Origin of the sequence: Vibrio sp. 1CM23M, from assembly GCF_023161755.1 — a bacterium.
GTDB classification, from domain to species: domain Bacteria; phylum Pseudomonadota; class Gammaproteobacteria; order Enterobacterales; family Vibrionaceae; genus Vibrio; species Vibrio coralliirubri.
Map to the genome: position 1 here is coordinate 557079 of NZ_JALNTR010000001.1, position 19177 is coordinate 576255.

Genomic DNA, 19177 nt, shown 5'->3' on the forward strand with positions numbered 1-19177 from the left:
AGATCACAAGCTCCCGTTCGATAACTTAACTTCAATTGATGTGACTTTTATTTAACCAGATTAAAGTCATTGTCAAATCTGATATTCAGATCACGAAAATAATTTCCAACTCTCATCTTTTGCATAGATTCCCGTGTAGGGATGAACGAAGTCACATTCACAAACCAACCCGCAACGTGAGCAAAGTCTCAAATAAAGGGCGTAGACACCCAAAAACATGCAGGAGCGCAAGGTTTCTGAGGAGGATCATAGTCGGTAACGTTTGGCTTCACGTAATATGAGTAAAGACTTAAGTAATTAGGCTAATGTCATTGGAGTGCACTCAACGATAGATTGGGATATTCCAGAACATAGCCACGGAATAGGTGTAAAACTTCGATATGTGGATCCCTTCGAAACTGACTCGTCCCGGCCGCTTACATAATGCAATCCTACGACCTAGGGTTCTCGATCTGCTTCACAATGCAGATTGCTATAAGCTTGTGTTGTTCCGCTCTCCAGCGGGCTACGGCAAAACCACCATGGCTGCACAATGGTTGGTAGATAAACCCAATGTGGGTTGGTACAGCATTGATGATAGCGACAACGATGCCTTCCGCTTTATCAACTACCTACTTCAATCACTTAATAAGGCGACTCAAAATGCCTGTCCGAATGCCCAAAAGCTGGCAGAAAAACGACAGTTTTCATCGCTGCATTCTTTATTAAGTGAAGTATTTTCCGAGATGTCGGAATTCCATCACGAGTGTTTTCTGGTGTTGGATGACTATCACTTGGTCAACAATGACGACATCCACGAAGCCATGCGCTTCTTCCTCAAACACATGCCCGATAACCTAACGTTGGTTGTCACCAGTCGTGGTACGCCACCACTTGGTACAGCAAACCTGCGCGTTCGTGACTTAATGATCGAATTAGGTAATGACTCGTTGGCGTTTGATACCGAAGAAACCACACGCTTTTTCAACCAACGCGTAGCCGACGGCATTGATGACACGACGGCAGATAGCATTTGTAGTTATGTAGAAGGTTGGCCTTCTGCATTGCAACTTATCGCGCTACAAGCACAACACCAAAAACGCACTCTTGCACAGTCCGCAGAGTCGTTCTCTCACTTTAATCACGCCCATCTTTGGGACTACTTGGTTGAAGAAGTATTCGACCTGCTAGACAAAGAAACCCGACAGTTCTTGATGCAATGTTCAGTGCTTGATCACTTCAACGATGAACTTGTGTGTGCACTTACACAGCGTGAAGATGCGTTAGGTATGATCGAATCACTCAACCGTTTTGGTTTGTTCATCTACCCGCTTGAAGGTGAAAAGAACTGGTATCGCTTCCATAACTTGTTTGGTGAATTCCTCGCACATGAGCGCCAAGCTCGAATTCCTCAGCAAGAAGCAGAACTGCATCGAAGTGCTGCAAAAGCGTGGATCAAGCAAAACACACCACACCAAGCACTACGTCACGCACAGCGCGCTGAAGATCCAGAACTGATCATTCAAATCCTGACTGAACACGGTTGGCCGATGTTCAACCAAGGTGAGCTTTCATCTTTAGAGATGGCGATCAAGCAACTGACTACCGATCAACTCTACAGCGAGCCAAAGCTTTCGATGCTACGTGCATGGCTTGCACAAAGTCAGCACCGTTATGATCAAGTGGGTACTTTGCTGGAAGAGGCTGAGACTCAATATCAAGCTCGAAACATTGAACTCGATACTCAGCAGCAAGGCCAATACAACGCCTTACGTGCACAAGTAGCCATCAACAGCAATGAGCCTGAGAAAGCGTTGGAATTGGCTGAGCTTTCATTGAGTCAGTTGAACACCACCGTTTATCGCAGCCGCATTGTCGCGACCTCAGTTGTGGGCGAAGTGAATCACGTAATGGGTAACCTAAGCCGTGCGCTACCGATGATGCAACAAACAGAAAAACTGGCACGTCAGTATCAGGTTTACCATCAGGCTCTGTGGGCGATTCTGCAACAAAGCGAAATCTTGATTGCTCAAGGTTATGTTCAAGCTGCATTTGAGCTACAAGACAGTGCATTCAAATTGATTGAAGAGCACCAGCTTCAATACGTGCCTCTGCATGAATTTTTGCTGCGTGTTCGCGCTCAGATCTTCTGGTGTTGGAACCGACTAGATGAAGCGGAAGAGTGTTGCTACAAAGGCTTAGATATTCTTGGACACCACTCTCCGAGTAAACATCTACACAGCTACTCTATGTTGGCTCGTATTTCATTGAGCCGCGGCGAGATTGATAAAGCGTCGAAGTTTATTGACCAGATTCAGCACCTATTGCGTCAATCGACTTACCACGTAGATTGGACAGCGAACGCTTCTCTATCTTTGATTCTGTTCTGGCAAGTAAAAGGCGATAAAGAAGCTATCCGTGATTGGCTGAGTGTGGCGGTTCGACCTGAATCGGCAAGCAACCACTTCTGCCAACTTCAGTGGCGAAACATCGTTCGTGCTCACATCATCCTTGAGCAATATGAAGACGCGGAAGAAGCGCTGACTTTCCTTAAGAGTGAAGCCCAGCGTTCGCACCTGATTACAGACACCAACCGCAACTTGATCGTTGAAGCCGTGTTACGCACACAAATTAACGATGAAGACAGCGCACGAGTACTGCTTGAAGAAGCCCTTCATATGACTAACCAAACCGGTATGGTCGGTAACTTCTTAGTCGACGGTGGGACTATCGGGCATATCCTAGATAAGTTGAGCAACAAGCCTGGCTTAGGTGATTTAGAACGTCACCGCGCGCAACAAATCATGAAGGATATCTCAACTACGCAACGCAGTCGTTCGGTGCATTTCGATGAAGACTTTGTTGAGAACTTGGTTAATCACCCGAATATTCCTGAGCTGGTGCGAACTAGCCCACTCACCCAGCGTGAATGGCAAGTACTTGGTCTGATCTATTCAGGATTCAGTAATGAGCAGATCGCTCAAGAGCTGGATGTAGCGGGTACCACGATCAAGACTCACATCCGTAACCTTTACCAAAAGCTCAACATTGCTAACCGTAAAGAAGCAATCAGCACAGCGGAGAACTTGCTGCAGTTGATGGGGTACTAAAACGGATTCGAGATTGATTCGAGACAAACTTAAGCTAGTCACCGATGATGGCTGGCTTTTTTTTCATCTGAAGTTTAGAGCCTAAAAATGTAGGAACGGGAAATGAAAAAAGACAATCACCAAATGACAGGCAAAAAAATAGCCAACCGCAATAATCGCGATTGGCTCTATATATTTGTGAACAAATCATAAGTTCACTAACAACGTCAGTTGGCTAGGTGACCCTCGGCTTAAGAAGGGTCAATGTATAGAATGCAGTTAGCGTGCCAACTTTTATTCGACGTTTTATAAGCCCTGCATCGCATAAAAACCATGAATTTGTCATGCGAATTGCAAAGTGCATTTGCATAATGCAACCAAGATGCAATATCGATAAGAGATCAGTTTCATCTCTGCTCTTAATGACAAATCACTAAGTGGTTGTTATATAAATGTTAGGCAAATATTCACTTCAACTTATTGAGTTACAATTAATAGAGTAATAAAAGCCTTTCCCCAAAAGCATATTCATACTTTTTTTACACTAAAGTTTGTATACTGCACAAAATCATCCTCAACTCTATGAAGCAATGAACTACTTAAGTACTTTTTTCAAAGGCATGGCTATGGGCGCAGCAGACGTTGTTCCTGGCGTGTCGGGCGGAACCATCGCATTCATCACTGGTATCTACGATACGCTGTTAGAAAGCATTCGCAGAATTAACCCTAGCGTACTTGGCTTATGGAAACGCGAAGGCTTCAAAGCCGCGTTTAATCACATCAATGGTTTCTTCCTAATTTCACTGTTCGCGGGCGTATTCACCAGCATTGCGACATTCGCAAAATTGATTTCTTGGTTATTAGTCACCCACCCTGTTCCACTGTGGTCTTTCTTCTTCGGCCTGATCTTGGTATCGGTTTTCCATATTCTTAAGCAAGTAGAGAAACGCGATATGATTCGCTTCGTGTTTTTGCTGCTTGGCGTTGCTTTCGCTTATAGCATTACCGTGCTTAAACCGCTGCAAATGGAGCCAACCAGCATCAACGTATTGATTGCGGGTGCGATTGCTATCTGCGCGATGATTTTACCCGGTATTTCAGGCAGCTTTATTCTGCTCCTGATTGGCATGTATGGCCCCGTGCTTGGCGCCGTTAAATCATTTCAAGTCGATGTACTTGCGCTATTCCTTGCGGGCTGTGTGATCGGACTGCTGACTTTCTCACACGTACTGTCTTGGCTATTGCGTTCATTCCGTGATTTCACATTAGTGTTCTTAACCGGTTTGATGATCGGTACGCTGCCTAAGATCTGGCCTTGGAAAGAGACCATCAGCTGGCGCACAAACTCAAAAGGTGAACAAGTTCCTCTGATTCAAGAAAACCTATCACCGTTTGATTTTGAAGCGGTAACCTCTCAGCCTTCTCAGTTGGTCATGGCGATTGTGATGATGTTTGCTGCGATTGCATTGGTTTTAGGCCTGGAGAAGTTCGCAGAGCGTAACGCTGACTAATCATTCAACGTATTTCTGGAACATGTTCAGAATGGATAGAACTTAGAAATACTAAGCTCACATATCTATTAAACAGACAAAAGCGAAGCCAATGGCTTCGCTTTTTTAGTTCTACCATACGCACAAAATTGCTTTTTGATACAAGCACGTATTGAGGGGTATGATAACATCGCCGCTCTTATAAAATTAGATGAGAACACGACATGCACTCTGCATTAAAGGTTGCTGCTGTTGGGATCGCTCTCGTGGCAGGCTTTTATGGGCCGCAAGCAATTCAGCAGTTTAAATCAGCGATGGAGCACTCAACTGCCGACGTCAACTTGGATGATTACTGCATGCTTTCAACCACATCATGTGAGCAAAATGCGGTGGCGATGACACTCGATAGTGAGACGGCACAGCCACTCGTTCCAAGTAAAATCAAAGTAGTTTGGCAAGGCGCAGCCTCTGACACATTAATGCTGTCACTCACTGGCTTAGAGATGGAAATGGGCTCGGCACGTTTTCAATTAAAGAATATTGGCGACAATACCTATGAAGGTGACGTGATTTTACCTGTGTGCACCATGGATAAAATGACTTGGCTTGGCGAACTCACCGATGGTGTTGAAACCGTAAACCCTGCAATAAGGATGGCAAGATGAGTAAGAATTGGTCGTTAGCATTAGTGGTAGCGTTTGTACTTGGCTTTGGTGTCAAAAGCTATCTTGATGGGCAAAACGAAGCTCAAGAGCAACACGCTGCAAAACAAGAATTCTCTGCAACAACCCTTTTCGGCAAAGATAACCAGCCAACCGAAATCTTTGACCAAACCGATGACAGAATTCGTATCGTTTACTTCGGTTTCACACGTTGCCCAGATGTCTGCCCTACCTCACTAGCAATGTTAGCTGGTGCACTTAACCAAGTCTCTGACGAAGCAAAAGCCAAGATTCGCCCGATGTTTGTCTCTCTTGACCCTGAGCGCGATGCAGCAGAAGCCTCATACGAATACGCACAATACTTCCACCCAATGATGGAAGGGTTAAGTGGTCCGTTAGATGTGACAACCACGCTTGCACACAACTACGGTGTTATTTTCAGAAAGACCGAGCTGGAAGGTTCAGAGTTGGAATACACCCTTGACCACAGCTCATATTTTTATTTTTTAAAGCCCGACGGCACCTTGATTACTAAAGTGCCGCATACGTTAACGCCAGCGCCGATTGTTGAGGCCATCAACCAATTGACGCAGTAAAACGTAAGAACAAAGAACTTAACGAATAAAGTTCAAACATAAAGTCAGGTCCCAGACCAAAACATAAAAATAAGGACAACAACATGAAGTTAAAAGCACTTGCTCTAGCAGGCTTATTGCTCACTCCCTTTGCTCACGCGAATAGCGACATTATGGTTCACGACGCGTACGCTCGTGCAACACCGCCTTCAGCAGTGAACAGCGCAGTATTTACAACTTTGATGAACCACAGTGACAAAGATCGCGCTATCGTTTCTGCGACCACACCCGCAGCAGGCAAGGTAGAGCTTCATGATGTTATCGTTGACGGCGACGTAATGAAGATGCGCCAAGTTCAAGAAATTACAATCCCAGCAAATGGTGAAGCGGTACTTAAACCAGGTAGCCTACACATCATGTTGTTCGACCTAAAAAGCAGCCTAAAAGAAGGTGAGCAAATCGAGATGACACTGACCTTTGCCAATGGTGAAACACAGACCTTCGACGCACCCGTGAAGAAAGTGATGAGCGGCATGAAAAAGATGAACCACGACCATCATTAACCGTATTCACAATTGATAAAATAATTTAAGCCACGATGACTTCTCGCCATCGTGGCTTTTTGTTAAACTGAGTGCGCTTTTTATTCAAAGCCTGAACACATTAATAAACCAAGGAGAATAGAAGATGATTGTAATGAACACACTAAAACTGGCAGTAAAAGTAACGCGTTAATTTGTTTGGTTAATCAAACTTAAACACCGACATACCAACTTATCGTCATCCATTGACGACCGCACACTTTTACCCGGTTTACTGTTGATCGTAAGTGATCAATATCTGCATGCCTGTAAGCATGACTCAATCCGGGGTCCTATCTATTTGAATTCGACCCAAGCTCAAAACATTTTTGACGTTTCGATGCTTTTATCTCATCAACGCTTTTTGATCTCGTCAACAACCTGAGATCTCACAAGATGTTAATGCACTGATAAGACTTTAATGCTCTCACAAGAAAAGAAAGCTCGCACGTCTGGGTAAATAAACATGAATTCACAAAACGCATTTTCTCATCCAATGTCACTTCAACAACTTGGATGGCAACCTGTATTCCAACAACAACTGACACTCGAAGACTATGACTATTCCGTCATTGCTCGTATCGTCGCACATCACCGTAATGGCTATACCTTAGCGTCAGAGCAAGGTGAAATTGTTCTACCCATCCACCAAAACCAACCGGCAATGACCGTTGGCGACTGGGTAATTCTGAACTCCGATCTGCAATTCGACCGTTTACTAGACCGTCAATCGCTCTTCCGCCGTAAAGCTGCTGGCAGTCGCGTAGCTGAACAATATATTTCAGCCAATATCGACACGGTTTTTATCGTAGTTTCGTTAAATAACGACTTTAACCTAAGCCGCATCGAGCGTTATCTCGCTCTCGCTAATGAAGCGCAAGTTGAAGCCGTTATCGTACTCACTAAAAAAGACTTGTGTGACGACTACCAAGACAAAGTACAGCAAGTGCAAAGCTTAGATCCGATGCTGATGATCGAAGCCGTTAATAGCCTAGACCAAGACTCTACTCAAGTATTAGCACCTTGGTGTAAAACGGGAAAAACGGTGGCTTTGATGGGGTCGTCTGGTGTTGGGAAATCTACACTGGTCAACTCACTGCTTGGGGAGACTCAGCAAGCCACGGGTGGCATTCGTGAAGACGACAGCAAAGGCCGACACACAACGACGTCACGCTCACTGCATTTACTGACATCGGGCGGCTTACTGCTTGATACGCCAGGAATGCGAGAGTTGCAACTTGCAGACTGCGCCGAAGGGGTAAGCGAAACCTTTTCTGATGTCGAAGAGTTAGCTTTGCACTGTCGCTTCTCTGATTGCCATCATGAGTCCGAGCCTGGATGCAAAATACGCAAAGCCATTGAGAATGGAGAGTTGTCTGAAAGACGATTTAATAACTATCAAAAGCTATTGCGAGAGCAAGCCAGAAATGGTGCTTCATTGGCAGAGCAACGTGCTAACAGTAAGCAGCTTTCGAAGATGTACAAAACCGTTCAATCAGAAAGTCGAAATCTTAAAAAAGCTTCTGACTAAACCTTTAAGTTAACGACTATAAGTTGTATTTGAGACAAGCTTAGCCCCATAGTGTTAAACACGTGGGGCTTTTTGTTTCAATTTGGTCTTAGTGTGACTATTTATGCACACAATGTTCTTACCAATAGCCGTTTACATTTCCAAATTTACAGTATATTAAGTCTATTAAATGTCATTTTGTAGATTTATAGCTCAATCAAAATACATTTACTTAACATTTAGATCTAAAAACACCACGTAGCGCAAACAATCACCCTAAAAGTAAACTATTCCTAGACACCCTCTTAGATCCCGCTAATATGACCGCCCATTCCACTAGTGTATAGTCGGATTTGGTACAACTTTATAAAAAGATACATCACTATAATAAATTAACAATTGCAGGTATTTTATGCAAAATCACAACATGCTCGCCCGCATCGCTCGTGGAAATCTCGTTCTACAGATCCTTGCTGGTATTGTTTTCGGTGTCGTTCTCGCCATGGTTTCTCCTTCAGCAGCTCAAGATGCAGGCCTACTAGGTAGTCTGTTTGTTGGTGCTCTGAAAGCTGTTGCCCCAATTTTAGTATTCATTCTTGTTGCAGCTTCTATCGCAAACCAAAAGAAAGGTCAGCATACTCATATGCGTCCGATCATTGTGCTTTACCTGATTGGTACGTTCTCTGCTGCACTGACTGCTGTAGTACTGAGCTTCATGTTCCCAACCACTTTGACACTGGTTGCTGGCGCTGAAGGTGCTAACCCTCCTCAAGGTATCGCGGAAGTTCTTCATACCCTTCTATTCAAGCTTGTCGATAACCCAGTTAGCGCACTAATGAACGCGAACTACATCGGTATTCTTGCTTGGGCAATCGGTCTTGGTCTTGCACTGCACCACGCATCTGCAACAACCAAAGCGGTTTTCGAAGACCTTAGCCACAGTGTTTCACACATTGTTCGCTTCATTATTCGTCTTGCGCCATTTGGTATCTTCGGTCTTGTTTCGACAACATTTGCAACAACGGGCTTCGATGCACTAGCAAGCTACGGTCAACTGCTAGCGGTTCTACTAAGCTCAATGCTGATCATTGCACTTGTGGTTAACCCACTGCTTGTATTTGCAAAAACAAAACAGAACCCATACCCACTTGTACTGCAATGTATTCGTGAATCTGGTGTAACGGCATTCTTCACTCGTTCAAGTGCTGCAAACATCCCAGTGAACATGAACCTTTGTAAGAAGCTAAACCTAGACGAAGATACTTACTCTGTATCTATTCCTCTAGGCGCAACGATCAACATGGCGGGTGCTGCAATCACTATCACTGTGTTAACACTTGCTGCTGTACACACAATGGGTATTGAGATTGATATCTTCACTGCGATTCTATTAAGCCTTGTTGCTGCAATTTCGGCATGTGGCGCATCGGGTGTTGCTGGCGGTTCACTGCTGCTTATCCCACTAGCATGTGGCCTATTCGGTATTTCTAACGATGTAGCGATGCAGGTTGTAGCGGTTGGTTTCATTATCGGTGTGATTCAAGATTCAGCTGAAACAGCGCTTAACAGCTCAACAGACGTCGTGTTCACTGCGGCTGTATGTAAAGCTGAGCAAAACAAAGCTTAATAAGCTCTTAGGCATTAGGCATTAGGCATTAGCCATTAGGCTTTCACTCTAAGCTCTAAGCTCTAAGCTCTAAGCTCTAAAAGCAAATAGCACATAAATAAAAAGGGAAGCATCAGCTTCCCTTTTTGTTGTCTTGAGTGTCTCGATTAGAGCTAAAAAGACCTATCAACCGTACACAATCAATGAGTGCAATTTACTAGTTTCTGTTCCAGTTAGATTCAACAGCAGACTGGCTGAAATCTAAAGAGCCACTATTCTGACTAGCTGGTTTATCTGTTGCTACCTGATCGGCATTGACCTGTTGGCTGTAATCAACATTCGTATCTTGAGCACTCGCCGATTGAGTATCTAAATGGCTCGCATCTACATTTAGCGCCTCACCTTCTTCATCAGACGCTTCTTTCACTTTCTTCGGAATCGGTATATTACGCTTGTAGAGCTTGTTGAGCGCTTTAATGATTGAGTGCTTAGTGATTGCTTCTTGGGTCAGCTTAGTCATTATCGGCTTAGTCAGAGCCTGTAAGCCCACGACAGCATCCACACCAAGCTCCCCGCCTACTTTATCTCTCAAATGTTTGGCTTCTGAGTAACCAAAATGAGCTGATAGGAATAACCAGATATAAGCGATGGCGTTGCCGTGTTCACCATGGTCGATCCAAGCTTCGCCTGCTCTAAACATCGCTTCTGCACTGTTCTTTTCTGCGGCTGTCTCAAACCAGTAAACAGCCTCGCCATGGTTAGGCTCAACACCCACACCGTTCAAATAACTCATACCGAGTTTGATCTTGCCATCTAGGTTATTTTTTTCAGCAGCCTTTTGGTACCACTCGACAGAGCTTTCAGCTGAGTAGTCTGGGTTTTCTTTATCGAGACACCAGTCACCGATAAACAGCATCGCTTCGGTATTACCACCAGCCGCAGACTCTTCAATATAGGTATAACCCTTAGGGATGTTCTTATCGGTTCCACGACCAAAGACGAGCGCTTTGCCCATCTCGAATTTCGCCGATACGTCATTGTCTAAAGCAGAGATTGCTAACTGCCAAAAGTTGGCTTTCTCTCTTAAAATCAGGTCTTCTTTACGCTTCATACTTAGGCGCACAATGCCGTACATGCCATTGATATTATCGAGTTGCGCCGCTTTGTCGTACCAATACAGAGCTTCCTTAATATTGTTACGTTCCGCTTCTTTTGCCAAATACAAAATCGACGGTATATGGCCGGTTTCGGCTTTGAAGTGACGCTCTTTTTGCTCTTGTATGCGCGCTTTTTCAATCGCTTTTCGGTAAGCGACAGCACGAGCCTTACGTTCTTGTTCCAAGCGCTGCTTTCTTAGCGATAAAGAGATCAGCCACACGGCGACAAGTATTAACGAAAGAGCCGTCGCACCAATTGCGATTCCCATTGTACTCATAAAATATTTTAACCTAACTCGGTTGATATCAGCCTCGGTGTCGAGGAGTTATCAACCTATAGTGAATGTTTCGAATTACAGGGAAAAGCGCCGTTATTAAAACGTTCCGCCCTAAAATGAACTCAGTTCAGTATCTCAGGAATACATAACGATAAAAAGTCTACTTAGACCTATCCGTATGCACTCCATAAATGATGTGATCTTGCTTCAATATCGATTACTTATGAAGACCACCTTTCACCAGAAAATCTGTAGTAAAGGGAATGATTTCCCACTCTCTACCTCTTACACTTATGGTTAGGTAAGCTGCCCATAAATGTATGCTAACTCAGCGACCGTTTTCGCAGAAAACTTCTTCATCAAACTCGCTCGGTGTACTTCCACGGTTCTCATTGCGATGCACAATTCATCGGCTATTTTCTGGTTACGCTTACCGTCGATAATTTGTTTGAGGATGCCTATCTCACGCTCGGTTAACGACGCGTACGCTTGGCGATACACGTTCATGTATAAGTGCTTTTCAGAAGCATCCAAACCTTGTTTGATCGCCTCAGCTAACTCATTGCCTTTCACTGGCTTTTGAAAGAAGTTCACCGCGCCGGCTTGTAAGGCTTCAACCGCCATTGGCACATCACCGTGACCCGTCAGATAAATCACCGACAGTGGGCTCTGCGCTTTTACCATCAACTCATGAACTTGCTGCCCTCTCATCTCTGGCATTCGGCTGTCTAAAACCACACAACCCGCCGCACTCAAATCCACTGAGTCTAAAAAACTCGGGCCATCTTCAAAAGCTGACACAGTGAAATCATGCTCTTCTAATAGGAACACCAACGAGTCGCGCATCGACTCATCATCATCAACCACATAGACCGGAAGCCTTTGATGAAGTTCAGACATAACAAGATTCCTTATGAATCATTTGAAAGAGAGGAAGGCAGTGTCACCGCAACATGACATCCATGTGGGGTGAGTGACGTGATCGTCATTTGACCACTGTGATCTTCAATAACATCTTGGCAAATCGCGAGCCCAAGCCCCAAGCCATTTTCTTTGCTGCTCACAAAGGCTTGAGTCACTTCTTGTTCAGTGAAATCTAAGCCCGTTCCGTTATCGATAATCGACAACATTATTTTATCCGGTTGATACTCGGTAATCACTTTAATTGTCGCTGGCTCACTGTTTTTGTTATCAATATCAGACGCAGCGCTTTGTTCGCGATGCTGTTGTGCATTACACGCATCCGTTGCATTGTTGATCAGGTTTACAATCACCTGTTGCAAACCCACAGGGTCAACATTTAGCTTGATAGGTTTGCCCACAGCATAACGTTCAATGGTTATCTTGTGCTTCTGTAATCGAAATTGCAGTAACTCAATGGTGTCTGTAAGCAGCTGCTCGATATCGGTCTGAGACTTCTCTGATGAGCGTTTTTTGATCATGTTTCTCAAGCGCTGGATGATTGCATCTGCACGGTCCACTTGCGACTGGATCTTCTCAAATACAGGCTCGATATCAGTCAGCGGTTTGTTCTTCGAAATCCGCAGTAAACCACCTTCGCTATAGTTACGAATTGCGGCCAAAGGCTGATTGATCTCGTGTGCTAAGCTACTTCCAAGTTCACCAACTACTGCGATACGTTGTGAATGTTCTAACTGTTCACTCTTGCTTTTCAGCTTGTGCAACGTGGCTTCTAACTGTTTTTTGCTGCGGCTGAATTTGTATTCCAACCAAAAATGGTAAGCATTCAGTAACACCACCATAATAAAGAACGCCCATGCCCACTGTTGATTGTATTTGAGCCAGATTAACGCCTCTTTCCACCAAGGTTGTTGCAGTGGGTGCATGTCGAGTTGTTGATAAAGCTTGTCTATTGAGAGCAAACTTGTCGGTGACGTCCAACCCGATGCATTCGCTGCAATGGCCGGTGCACTGCTCTTAGGCATCGCAAATAACACCTGACTCATCTGCTTAGCCAGTGCAGAAGAAGCCCGCTCTGTTTTGGCGAACGACCAGTTGGGGTACAACGGCGTAGACACTTGGCATCGGAATCCTTCTGGCGCTTGATTCTCGATAATTCGATATTGCCCCGCCACCAGCAAACCTTCACTGATCATGTTCTCAACTAAACAGCTTGGTACAACAGCCGCTTCAATGTGCCCTTCACGCAGTTGATACAAACTGGCGTCGATCGGGAAACCTAAAAATTGGGTGTTAGAGAAAAAGTGGTTGGGATTAAGCCCTTGTTGCATTACTTGATAACGCATTGTTAGATAGCCGCCAAATGCATTTTCAGATACTGCCGCAATCGGCTTACCGCTTAATTGTTCGAGCGAGATATAAGGTGACATTCTTCTCACTACCAAGGCAGAACCAATACTTCGAGTATTGCTGATGCTTCGATCTTCGAAGTTATGGCTGGTCATGGTTGCCATCCAAGAGAGGTCATATTGACGCCCTAATCGAACCGCCTGACCCGGGTTGGTGATGACAAAGTCGACCTCAACACCTTTTACCGCATCAGCCATCTCTTCCAAGTTGAAAGGCTTGAGAACAAAGTGTTTGCTGGGAATGCGCTCCGACAACCAATCCATCATCGGCTGCCAGCGCTGCTGTGCGGAAAGCTTGCCTCGGATAGCCAGCACACCGACCTCAATAACCTGCTCCGACTCAACAGTGCTTGTCGTTGTAATCTCTTGCTCCGTTTGCGCGGCTAAACAGATTCCTGAGGTTAAGCTCAACCAACAAAGGCTAACGATTGATATTAGGTTTCGGACTGTCACTAAAATATCTTTCTCCATACTGACGGCATATTCACACTCAAATAACGCATTAACGACACGTTAAATAGAGCCTTTAAACAAAGCATAACAGCTAGATTGGTAAAACCACATTTGTTCTAGATCAACTTTGATCTGGGTATGTGGAAATCCACAATACCCCGCGTACGCCCAAAATCTGACAATGAGCCCAACAGATAGAATACCCATTTATAGGTACCAACATGGACTCATTGAAAAGACGGTTTCTCAGCCAATTCGGCAAGGTTTCCGCTGGTGCTGCGCTCATTCCCATCACCGGAATCAACACCGCAGTCGCAAGCACAGCCATTCGCAATAACAACCAACCTGACCGCAAAGGTGAAGTAGGTAAACGCTACGCCATGGCGGTTGATTTACGTAAATGCGTTGGCTGTCAGGCGTGTACTGTTGGCTGTAGCGTTGAAAACCAAGCGCCAATTGGCCAATTCAGAACCACCGTAAAACAGTATGAAGTCTCCCTTGATGATGGCTCGACTACTCAACAAGACGTGAAGTCATTCATGTTGCCTCGTCTGTGTAACCACTGCGACGATGCTCCGTGCATTAAGGTTTGTCCTGTTCAAGCGACCTTCCAACGTGAAGACGGTATTGTAATGGTCGACAACGAACGCTGCGTAGCCTGTGCTTACTGTGTTCAAGCTTGCCCTTACGACGCTCGATTCATCAATAACGACACCTTTACCGCAGACAAATGCACCTTCTGTGCACACCGCCTTGAAGACGGTTTACTGCCCGCTTGTGTCGAAACCTGTGTTGGTGGTGCGCGCGTTATTGGTGACCTCAAAGACCCAAACAGCGAGATCAACCGCCTGCTTAATGAAAACCAAGACGACATCAAGGTGCTCAAGCCAGAGCAAAATACCAACCCACATGTTTTCTATATCGGCATGAACGAGCGTTTCGTTAGCCATATCGAAGGTCAGCCTGCGATTTATGATCCCGCCGCCATCGATAACTCATCCTCTAGCAAACAAGAATTGGCAATCGCGACACAAGGCAAACAAGGAGAGACAGCATGAATATCACTGAGGTGTTAGTCCCCGCTCAAGAGATCGCTTGGCTACCGTGGGCGGTTCAATATTTCTTCTACATAGGTTCAGCTTACGCAGCGGCTATTCTGTTCTTGATTTCACTGATATTCAAAAACTCAACCAGCCATCAATTCCGCTCTGCCCTTGTACTTGTGATGGCCATCGGCGCGATTGTTGGGCCATTAGCATTAACCGGTGATTTGCACCAACCGGGACGTGCTTGGCACTTCTATGCCCACATCACGCCTTGGTCATGGATGTCATTAGGCTCTTTGTTTCTACCTCTATTCTCTGGTCTGGCTGTTGCGACTGCTTGGGTTTACCTGCGTGACGACATCGCACAGCTTAAACAAAGTGAAAACCCATTTCTAAAACGTTTGTCTTGGTTGACGCTAGGTCAATGGCAAATATCGTCAAAGCTGATGATTGCACTCGCTGCTGTGACGGCTATTTCGGGCCTAAGCATCGCGCTTTATACAGGTGCAGAGATTGCAATTTTGGCGAGCCGACCGCTTTGGCATCAACCGGCTTCTCCACTGCTTTGGTTCACGACCGCATTCTTTGCTGCAACGGGCTTAACGCTGTTAATTTGGGCTCTACTGCCTTCAAGCAAGCCAAGCTTAAAACCAACAGACTTATCGCTCGTACAAAGAACCATTACTTTAACGGGTGGTCTTGCCATCATTCTTACGTCGATTTGGGCATCTAACCATGGTCACTTCAATCTGTATGAGAACGACGCTTGGGGTATCAACCTAGGCATCATGACCACCAGTATTTTGCTGTGCATGATCTTAGTGCTGCCACTGCAACTCCTATCGCAAAGTAAGCTAGGAATTATCTGTGTTGCGCTTGCGACCATCGTTTCAGCATGGGCGGTACGTTGGGTCACCATGATGGAAGTTCAAACCATTCCCCGTTTTGATGTGGGTGCATTCCCTTATGAATTGCCAATGGGTAGCGCAGGATTACTCGGCATTGTTGGTATGTGTGGCCTGTGGCTAGCACTTGCGTTGTTCGCCTCTGAAATCGTGTCTGCTGGATCGACAAGAACAACTGGCTCTGCGACAAAAACAGCATCTAAGCCAAGCCAAAAAACATCATCACCACTTAACCGCTCACATAGCTTGTAGTCTGAGGAATCATCATGGATAACAAACGTCGTCAATTTTTGAAAACAGGCCTTGCTGCCGGTGGTGTTGGAGCTTTTGCTGCAGGTTATGCGACAACCACAAAGCACATGGTTCACGGTGCTATCGATGGCACCGCGGGTAAGAAAACCAACCATATCCACCACGGTAATTCGTTAGAGACGGAATACAGTGTCGATGAGCAAGGTAAGATCTCGCCGAATCCGAACCAACGCGTTGCACCATCAATGTGTTTTGGTTGCTGGACGCTGTGTGGCTTGCGTGTACGAATCGATAATCGCAATGATGAGATCTTACGTATCTCAGGTAACCCGTATCACCCGCTATCAAGTGATCAGCAAATCCCGTTCAAAACACCAGTAAAAGGCGCCTACATTGGCTTGTCTGGTGAATCAGGTATCAATAACCGCTCGACTGCCTGCGCCCGTGGTAATGGTATGTTAGAGATCCAAAACAGCCCATACCGAATCACTCAACCGCTCAAACGTGTCGGTAAGCGTGGTGAAGGTAAGTGGGAACCGATCAGCTACGAGCAACTTATCTCTGAGATCACCGAAGGTGGTGACTTGTTCGGAGAAGGCGAAGTTGAAGGCTTGCGATCGATTCGCGACATCGAAACACCACTTGATCCAAACAACCCTGAATACGGCCCAAAAGCGAACCAGTTATTGGTGACCAATGCCGGAAATGAAGGTCGTGACGACATCTTGAAGCGCTTTGCGTTTAACAGCTACGGCACACGCAACTTTGGTCACCATGGATCTTACTGTGGTTACGCATTCCGTGCAGGTTCAGGCGCGATCATGAACGATCTAGACAAGTTCTCGCACTTAAAGCCTGACTTCAACAACGCAGAGTTCATTCTTTTCATCGGTATGTCTCCGGCTCAAGCGGGTAACCCGTTTAAGCGCCAAGCAAGACAATTGGCTGAGGCTCGTACCAACGGAAAACTCAGCTACACCATTGTCACTCCAAGCCTTCCGGCAGGATCTTCAAGCCTTGCAGCGGGCGATCGCAACAACTGGCTGCCGATCAAGCCGGGCACTGACTCAGCATTAGTTCTGGGTATGATCCAGTGGATCATCGACAACCAGCGCTACAATCACGACTTCTTGTCTCGCCCAAGTGCGCAAGCGATGAAGAAAGCAGGCACCACACACTGGTGTAACGCATCTCACCTCGTGATCAGTGACGAATCACACCCACAAAATGGACGTATGCTTCGTGCATCGGATATAGGTTTGCTAGAAACAGGCGAACCGATGTCTGACGATGACGGATTTATCGCACTAGATGTGACAACGTCACTATTAACATCACATATTCAGGTGAATGAAGCGGCTCTGTTCGTCGATCAAGACGTAGAAATCGATGGTCAGACTGTTCGTGTTAAATCTTCTCTTCAAAGATTGAAAGAAGAAGCCTTCAAATATGACCTTGCTTACTACAGCGAGCAGTGTGAGATCCCACAAGACCAGATCATTGCGCTAGCGAAACGCTTTACCAGCTACGGGACAAAAGCAGTCGTGGATACTCACGGTGGCAACATGCACACCAACGGCTTCTACAACTCGTTCTCTATTCTGATGCTGAACGCGCTGATCGGTAACATCAACGCGAAAGGCGGTGCGATGGCGAAAGCGGGCGGCTACCCAACTTCGGTTGCAGGCCCACGTTACGACTTTACCAAGTTTAAAGGTAAGACTAAGCCTCAAGGTGTGTTCTTGTCCCGCAGCAAGTTCCCGTATCAAAAAACCAGCGAATACAAACGTCGCGTTGCCGCAGGTGAATCACCTTACCCAACGCGCGCGCCGTGGTACCCAATCTCAGCACCGCTTTTAACTGAGCACTTATCAGCTGCAATTGATGGCTACCCTTACCGAGCAAAGGCATGGATTAACCACATGGCGAACCCACTTTATGGTGTTCCGGGTTTAGACAACTTGCTGGGTGAAAAGCTTAAGGATCCAAAACAGCTTGGTTTGATCGTGTCTATCGATGCCTTCATCAATGAGACCACAGCGTTATCGGATTACCTCGTGCCAGACACAGTGACCTACGAAAGCTGGGGCATGGCAACACCTTGGCATGGCGTTGCAACTAAAGCGATCACCGCTCGCTGGCCGATTGTCGAACCTAAAACCTCACGCACTCAAGACGGACGTGCTATCAACCTAGAGAACTTCTTTATTGATCTAGCGAAAACGCTTGGCCTAGGTGGCTTCGGCGACAACGTAATCAAAGACAATCAAGGTAACTGGCACGGTATTCATAGCGCTGAAGACTTCTACCTGCGCTCGGCTGCTAACTTAGCGTTCGTAAAAGGTGGCGTGCCGAATGTCGATGCGGAAGATATTGTTTGGTCTGGTCTAGAACGCCTAGTGCCTGTGATGAACAAAACACTCAAGCCTGAAGAGATGCTCAAGGTAGCGTATATCTTTGCGCGTGGCGGTCGTTTCGAAGACGCCACCAATGCCTACACCAATGAAACCATGAAGTATAAATGGACCAAACCACTGGCTATTTGGAATGAAAAGCTCGGTACTTCTCGCAACACCATCAGTGGTGAGCAGTACATGGGTTGCCCGACATGGTATCCACAAAAGCTGGCAGACGGCACACCTTTGGCAGAGCAGTTCCCAGCAAAAGAGTGGCCATTTACGCTAACCAACTTTAAGTCCAACATTCACAGTGCGGTCTCTAACTTGTCACCACGCTTAGAATCCATCAAGGGGGAAAATCCAGTTTACATCCACCCGCAAGACGCCTCTTCTGCGGGTATCAAAACCGGTGACGTGTTTGCTATTGAAACACCGAGTTCAACCACACATGCGTTGGCGATGGTGATTGATGGCATCAAACCGGGAACATTAGGCTTTGAACACGGCTTTGGTCATAAAGAACTCGGTGAGCGTGCGCACTGGATCGGTAACACACAACAACCTGTGAAGATGAAGTCGAACGATGGCGTTAACATCAATGATATAGGCTTGATTGACCCGACGAGAGAAGGCAAAGGCGTGATGTTGGATTGGGTTGTGGGTGCAGCTGCAAGACAAGCGCTTCCGGCTAAGATCTACAAAGTCTAGACGTTCAAACCTCCCCTATTTCAGTCAAATCAAGACTGAGCACAGTAGAGCAACTTCGTCATTCGAGGTTGCTCTTCTTTTTTAAGCTTTTCCACGCCAAACCATCAATTCTTCACATCACTTCCCAGCAAGTTTCTCACCTAGCCCCATCAAGCGT

General features: G+C 45.9%; 13 protein-coding genes. 10 read left to right on the plus strand and 3 right to left on the minus strand.

The genetic code is table 11. The annotated features are described in order from the left end of the window. Positions 1 to 380 precede the first annotated feature (380 nt). The 7 genes from malT to sstT all read left to right on the plus strand — a co-directional run bounded on the left by malT (position 381) and on the right by sstT (position 9513). Positions 381 to 3089 (plus strand): HTH-type transcriptional regulator MalT, encoded by a 2709-nt coding sequence (malT, locus tag MSG35_RS02300; RefSeq protein WP_248382669.1) that lies wholly within the window; start codon positions 381 to 383, stop codon positions 3087 to 3089. Positions 3090 to 3658: 569 nt separating this feature from the next. Then, positions 3659 to 4579, plus strand: coding sequence for a DUF368 domain-containing protein (locus MSG35_RS02305; protein WP_017064236.1), 921 nt, complete (start codon positions 3659 to 3661; stop codon positions 4577 to 4579). Between the two features lie 203 nt (positions 4580 to 4782). Then, entirely contained in the window at positions 4783 to 5223 is a 441-nt protein-coding gene (locus tag MSG35_RS02310; RefSeq protein WP_086773612.1) for a hypothetical protein, read from the plus strand. Further along, positions 5220 to 5816 carry an SCO family protein gene (locus tag MSG35_RS02315; protein ID WP_050620424.1) on the plus strand — a complete coding sequence of 199 codons (597 nt, stop codon included), beginning with the start codon at positions 5220 to 5222 and terminating at the stop codon, positions 5814 to 5816. Before MSG35_RS02310 ends, MSG35_RS02315 begins: the two co-directional genes overlap by 4 nt. A gap of 83 nt (positions 5817 to 5899) precedes the next feature. After that, complete coding sequence (locus tag MSG35_RS02320) at positions 5900 to 6358, plus strand: copper chaperone PCu(A)C (RefSeq protein WP_248382670.1); 459 nt, start codon at positions 5900 to 5902, stop codon at positions 6356 to 6358. A gap of 484 nt (positions 6359 to 6842) precedes the next feature. Continuing rightward, positions 6843 to 7907, plus strand: coding sequence for a ribosome small subunit-dependent GTPase A (rsgA, locus tag MSG35_RS02325; RefSeq protein WP_248382671.1), 1065 nt, complete (start codon positions 6843 to 6845; stop codon positions 7905 to 7907). Between the two features lie 391 nt (positions 7908 to 8298). Beyond that, positions 8299 to 9513 (plus strand): serine/threonine transporter SstT, encoded by a 1215-nt coding sequence (gene sstT / locus MSG35_RS02330; protein WP_048609829.1) that lies wholly within the window; start codon positions 8299 to 8301, stop codon positions 9511 to 9513. A gap of 196 nt (positions 9514 to 9709) precedes the next feature. Here the strand turns inward: sstT and MSG35_RS02335 are convergent, their stop codons facing one another. The 3 genes from MSG35_RS02335 to MSG35_RS02345 form a co-directional block, all read right to left on the minus strand. Beyond that, entirely contained in the window at positions 9710 to 10918 is a 1209-nt protein-coding gene (locus MSG35_RS02335; protein WP_248383240.1) for a tetratricopeptide repeat protein, read from the minus strand. Positions 10919 to 11224: 306 nt separating this feature from the next. Continuing rightward, positions 11225 to 11827, minus strand: a complete 603-nt coding sequence (locus MSG35_RS02340) for a response regulator (protein WP_248382672.1) — start codon at positions 11825 to 11827, stop codon at positions 11225 to 11227. 11 nt (positions 11828 to 11838) lie between these two features. Beyond that, positions 11839 to 13710 (minus strand): sensor histidine kinase, encoded by a 1872-nt coding sequence (locus tag MSG35_RS02345; RefSeq protein WP_248382673.1) that lies wholly within the window; start codon positions 13708 to 13710, stop codon positions 11839 to 11841. A 221-nt stretch (positions 13711 to 13931) separates the two neighbouring features. Between MSG35_RS02345 and dsrO the strand changes: the two genes are divergently transcribed. The 3 genes from dsrO to MSG35_RS02360 are packed head-to-tail and all read left to right on the plus strand — an operon-like array spanning position 13932 to position 19020. After that, a complete protein-coding gene (dsrO, locus tag MSG35_RS02350) occupies positions 13932 to 14768 on the plus strand; it encodes a sulfate reduction electron transfer complex DsrMKJOP subunit DsrO (RefSeq protein WP_248382674.1) in 837 nt (278 codons plus the stop codon). Then, positions 14765 to 15913 carry an NrfD/PsrC family molybdoenzyme membrane anchor subunit gene (nrfD, locus tag MSG35_RS02355; protein WP_248382675.1) on the plus strand — a complete coding sequence of 383 codons (1149 nt, stop codon included), beginning with the start codon at positions 14765 to 14767 and terminating at the stop codon, positions 15911 to 15913. Before dsrO ends, nrfD begins: the two co-directional genes overlap by 4 nt. 14 nt (positions 15914 to 15927) lie before the next feature. Continuing rightward, on the plus strand, positions 15928 to 19020 hold the full coding sequence (locus tag MSG35_RS02360) for a tetrathionate reductase subunit A (RefSeq protein WP_248382676.1): 3093 nt from the start codon (positions 15928 to 15930) through the stop codon (positions 19018 to 19020). Positions 19021 to 19177: the final 157 nt, after the last annotated feature.

Bases quoted from the DNA above. Each gene is read 5' to 3' on its own strand.
- malT (WP_248382669.1), top strand. From the start codon at position 381: ATGTGGATCCCTTCGAAACTGACTCGTCCCGGCCGCTTACATAATGCA.
- MSG35_RS02305 (WP_017064236.1), top strand. From the start codon at position 3,659: ATGAACTACTTAAGTACTTTTTTCAAAGGCATGGCTATGGGCGCAGCA.
- MSG35_RS02310 (WP_086773612.1), top strand. From the start codon at position 4,783: ATGCACTCTGCATTAAAGGTTGCTGCTGTTGGGATCGCTCTCGTGGCA.
- MSG35_RS02315 (WP_050620424.1), top strand. From the start codon at position 5,220: ATGAGTAAGAATTGGTCGTTAGCATTAGTGGTAGCGTTTGTACTTGGC.
- MSG35_RS02320 (WP_248382670.1), top strand. From the start codon at position 5,900: ATGAAGTTAAAAGCACTTGCTCTAGCAGGCTTATTGCTCACTCCCTTT.
- rsgA (WP_248382671.1), top strand. From the start codon at position 6,843: ATGAATTCACAAAACGCATTTTCTCATCCAATGTCACTTCAACAACTT.
- sstT (WP_048609829.1), top strand. From the start codon at position 8,299: ATGCAAAATCACAACATGCTCGCCCGCATCGCTCGTGGAAATCTCGTT.
- MSG35_RS02335 (WP_248383240.1), bottom strand. From the start codon at position 10,918: ATGGGAATCGCAATTGGTGCGACGGCTCTTTCGTTAATACTTGTCGCC.
- MSG35_RS02340 (WP_248382672.1), bottom strand. From the start codon at position 11,827: ATGTCTGAACTTCATCAAAGGCTTCCGGTCTATGTGGTTGATGATGAT.
- dsrO (WP_248382674.1), top strand. From the start codon at position 13,932: ATGGACTCATTGAAAAGACGGTTTCTCAGCCAATTCGGCAAGGTTTCC.
- nrfD (WP_248382675.1), top strand. From the start codon at position 14,765: ATGAATATCACTGAGGTGTTAGTCCCCGCTCAAGAGATCGCTTGGCTA.
- MSG35_RS02360 (WP_248382676.1), top strand. From the start codon at position 15,928: ATGGATAACAAACGTCGTCAATTTTTGAAAACAGGCCTTGCTGCCGGT.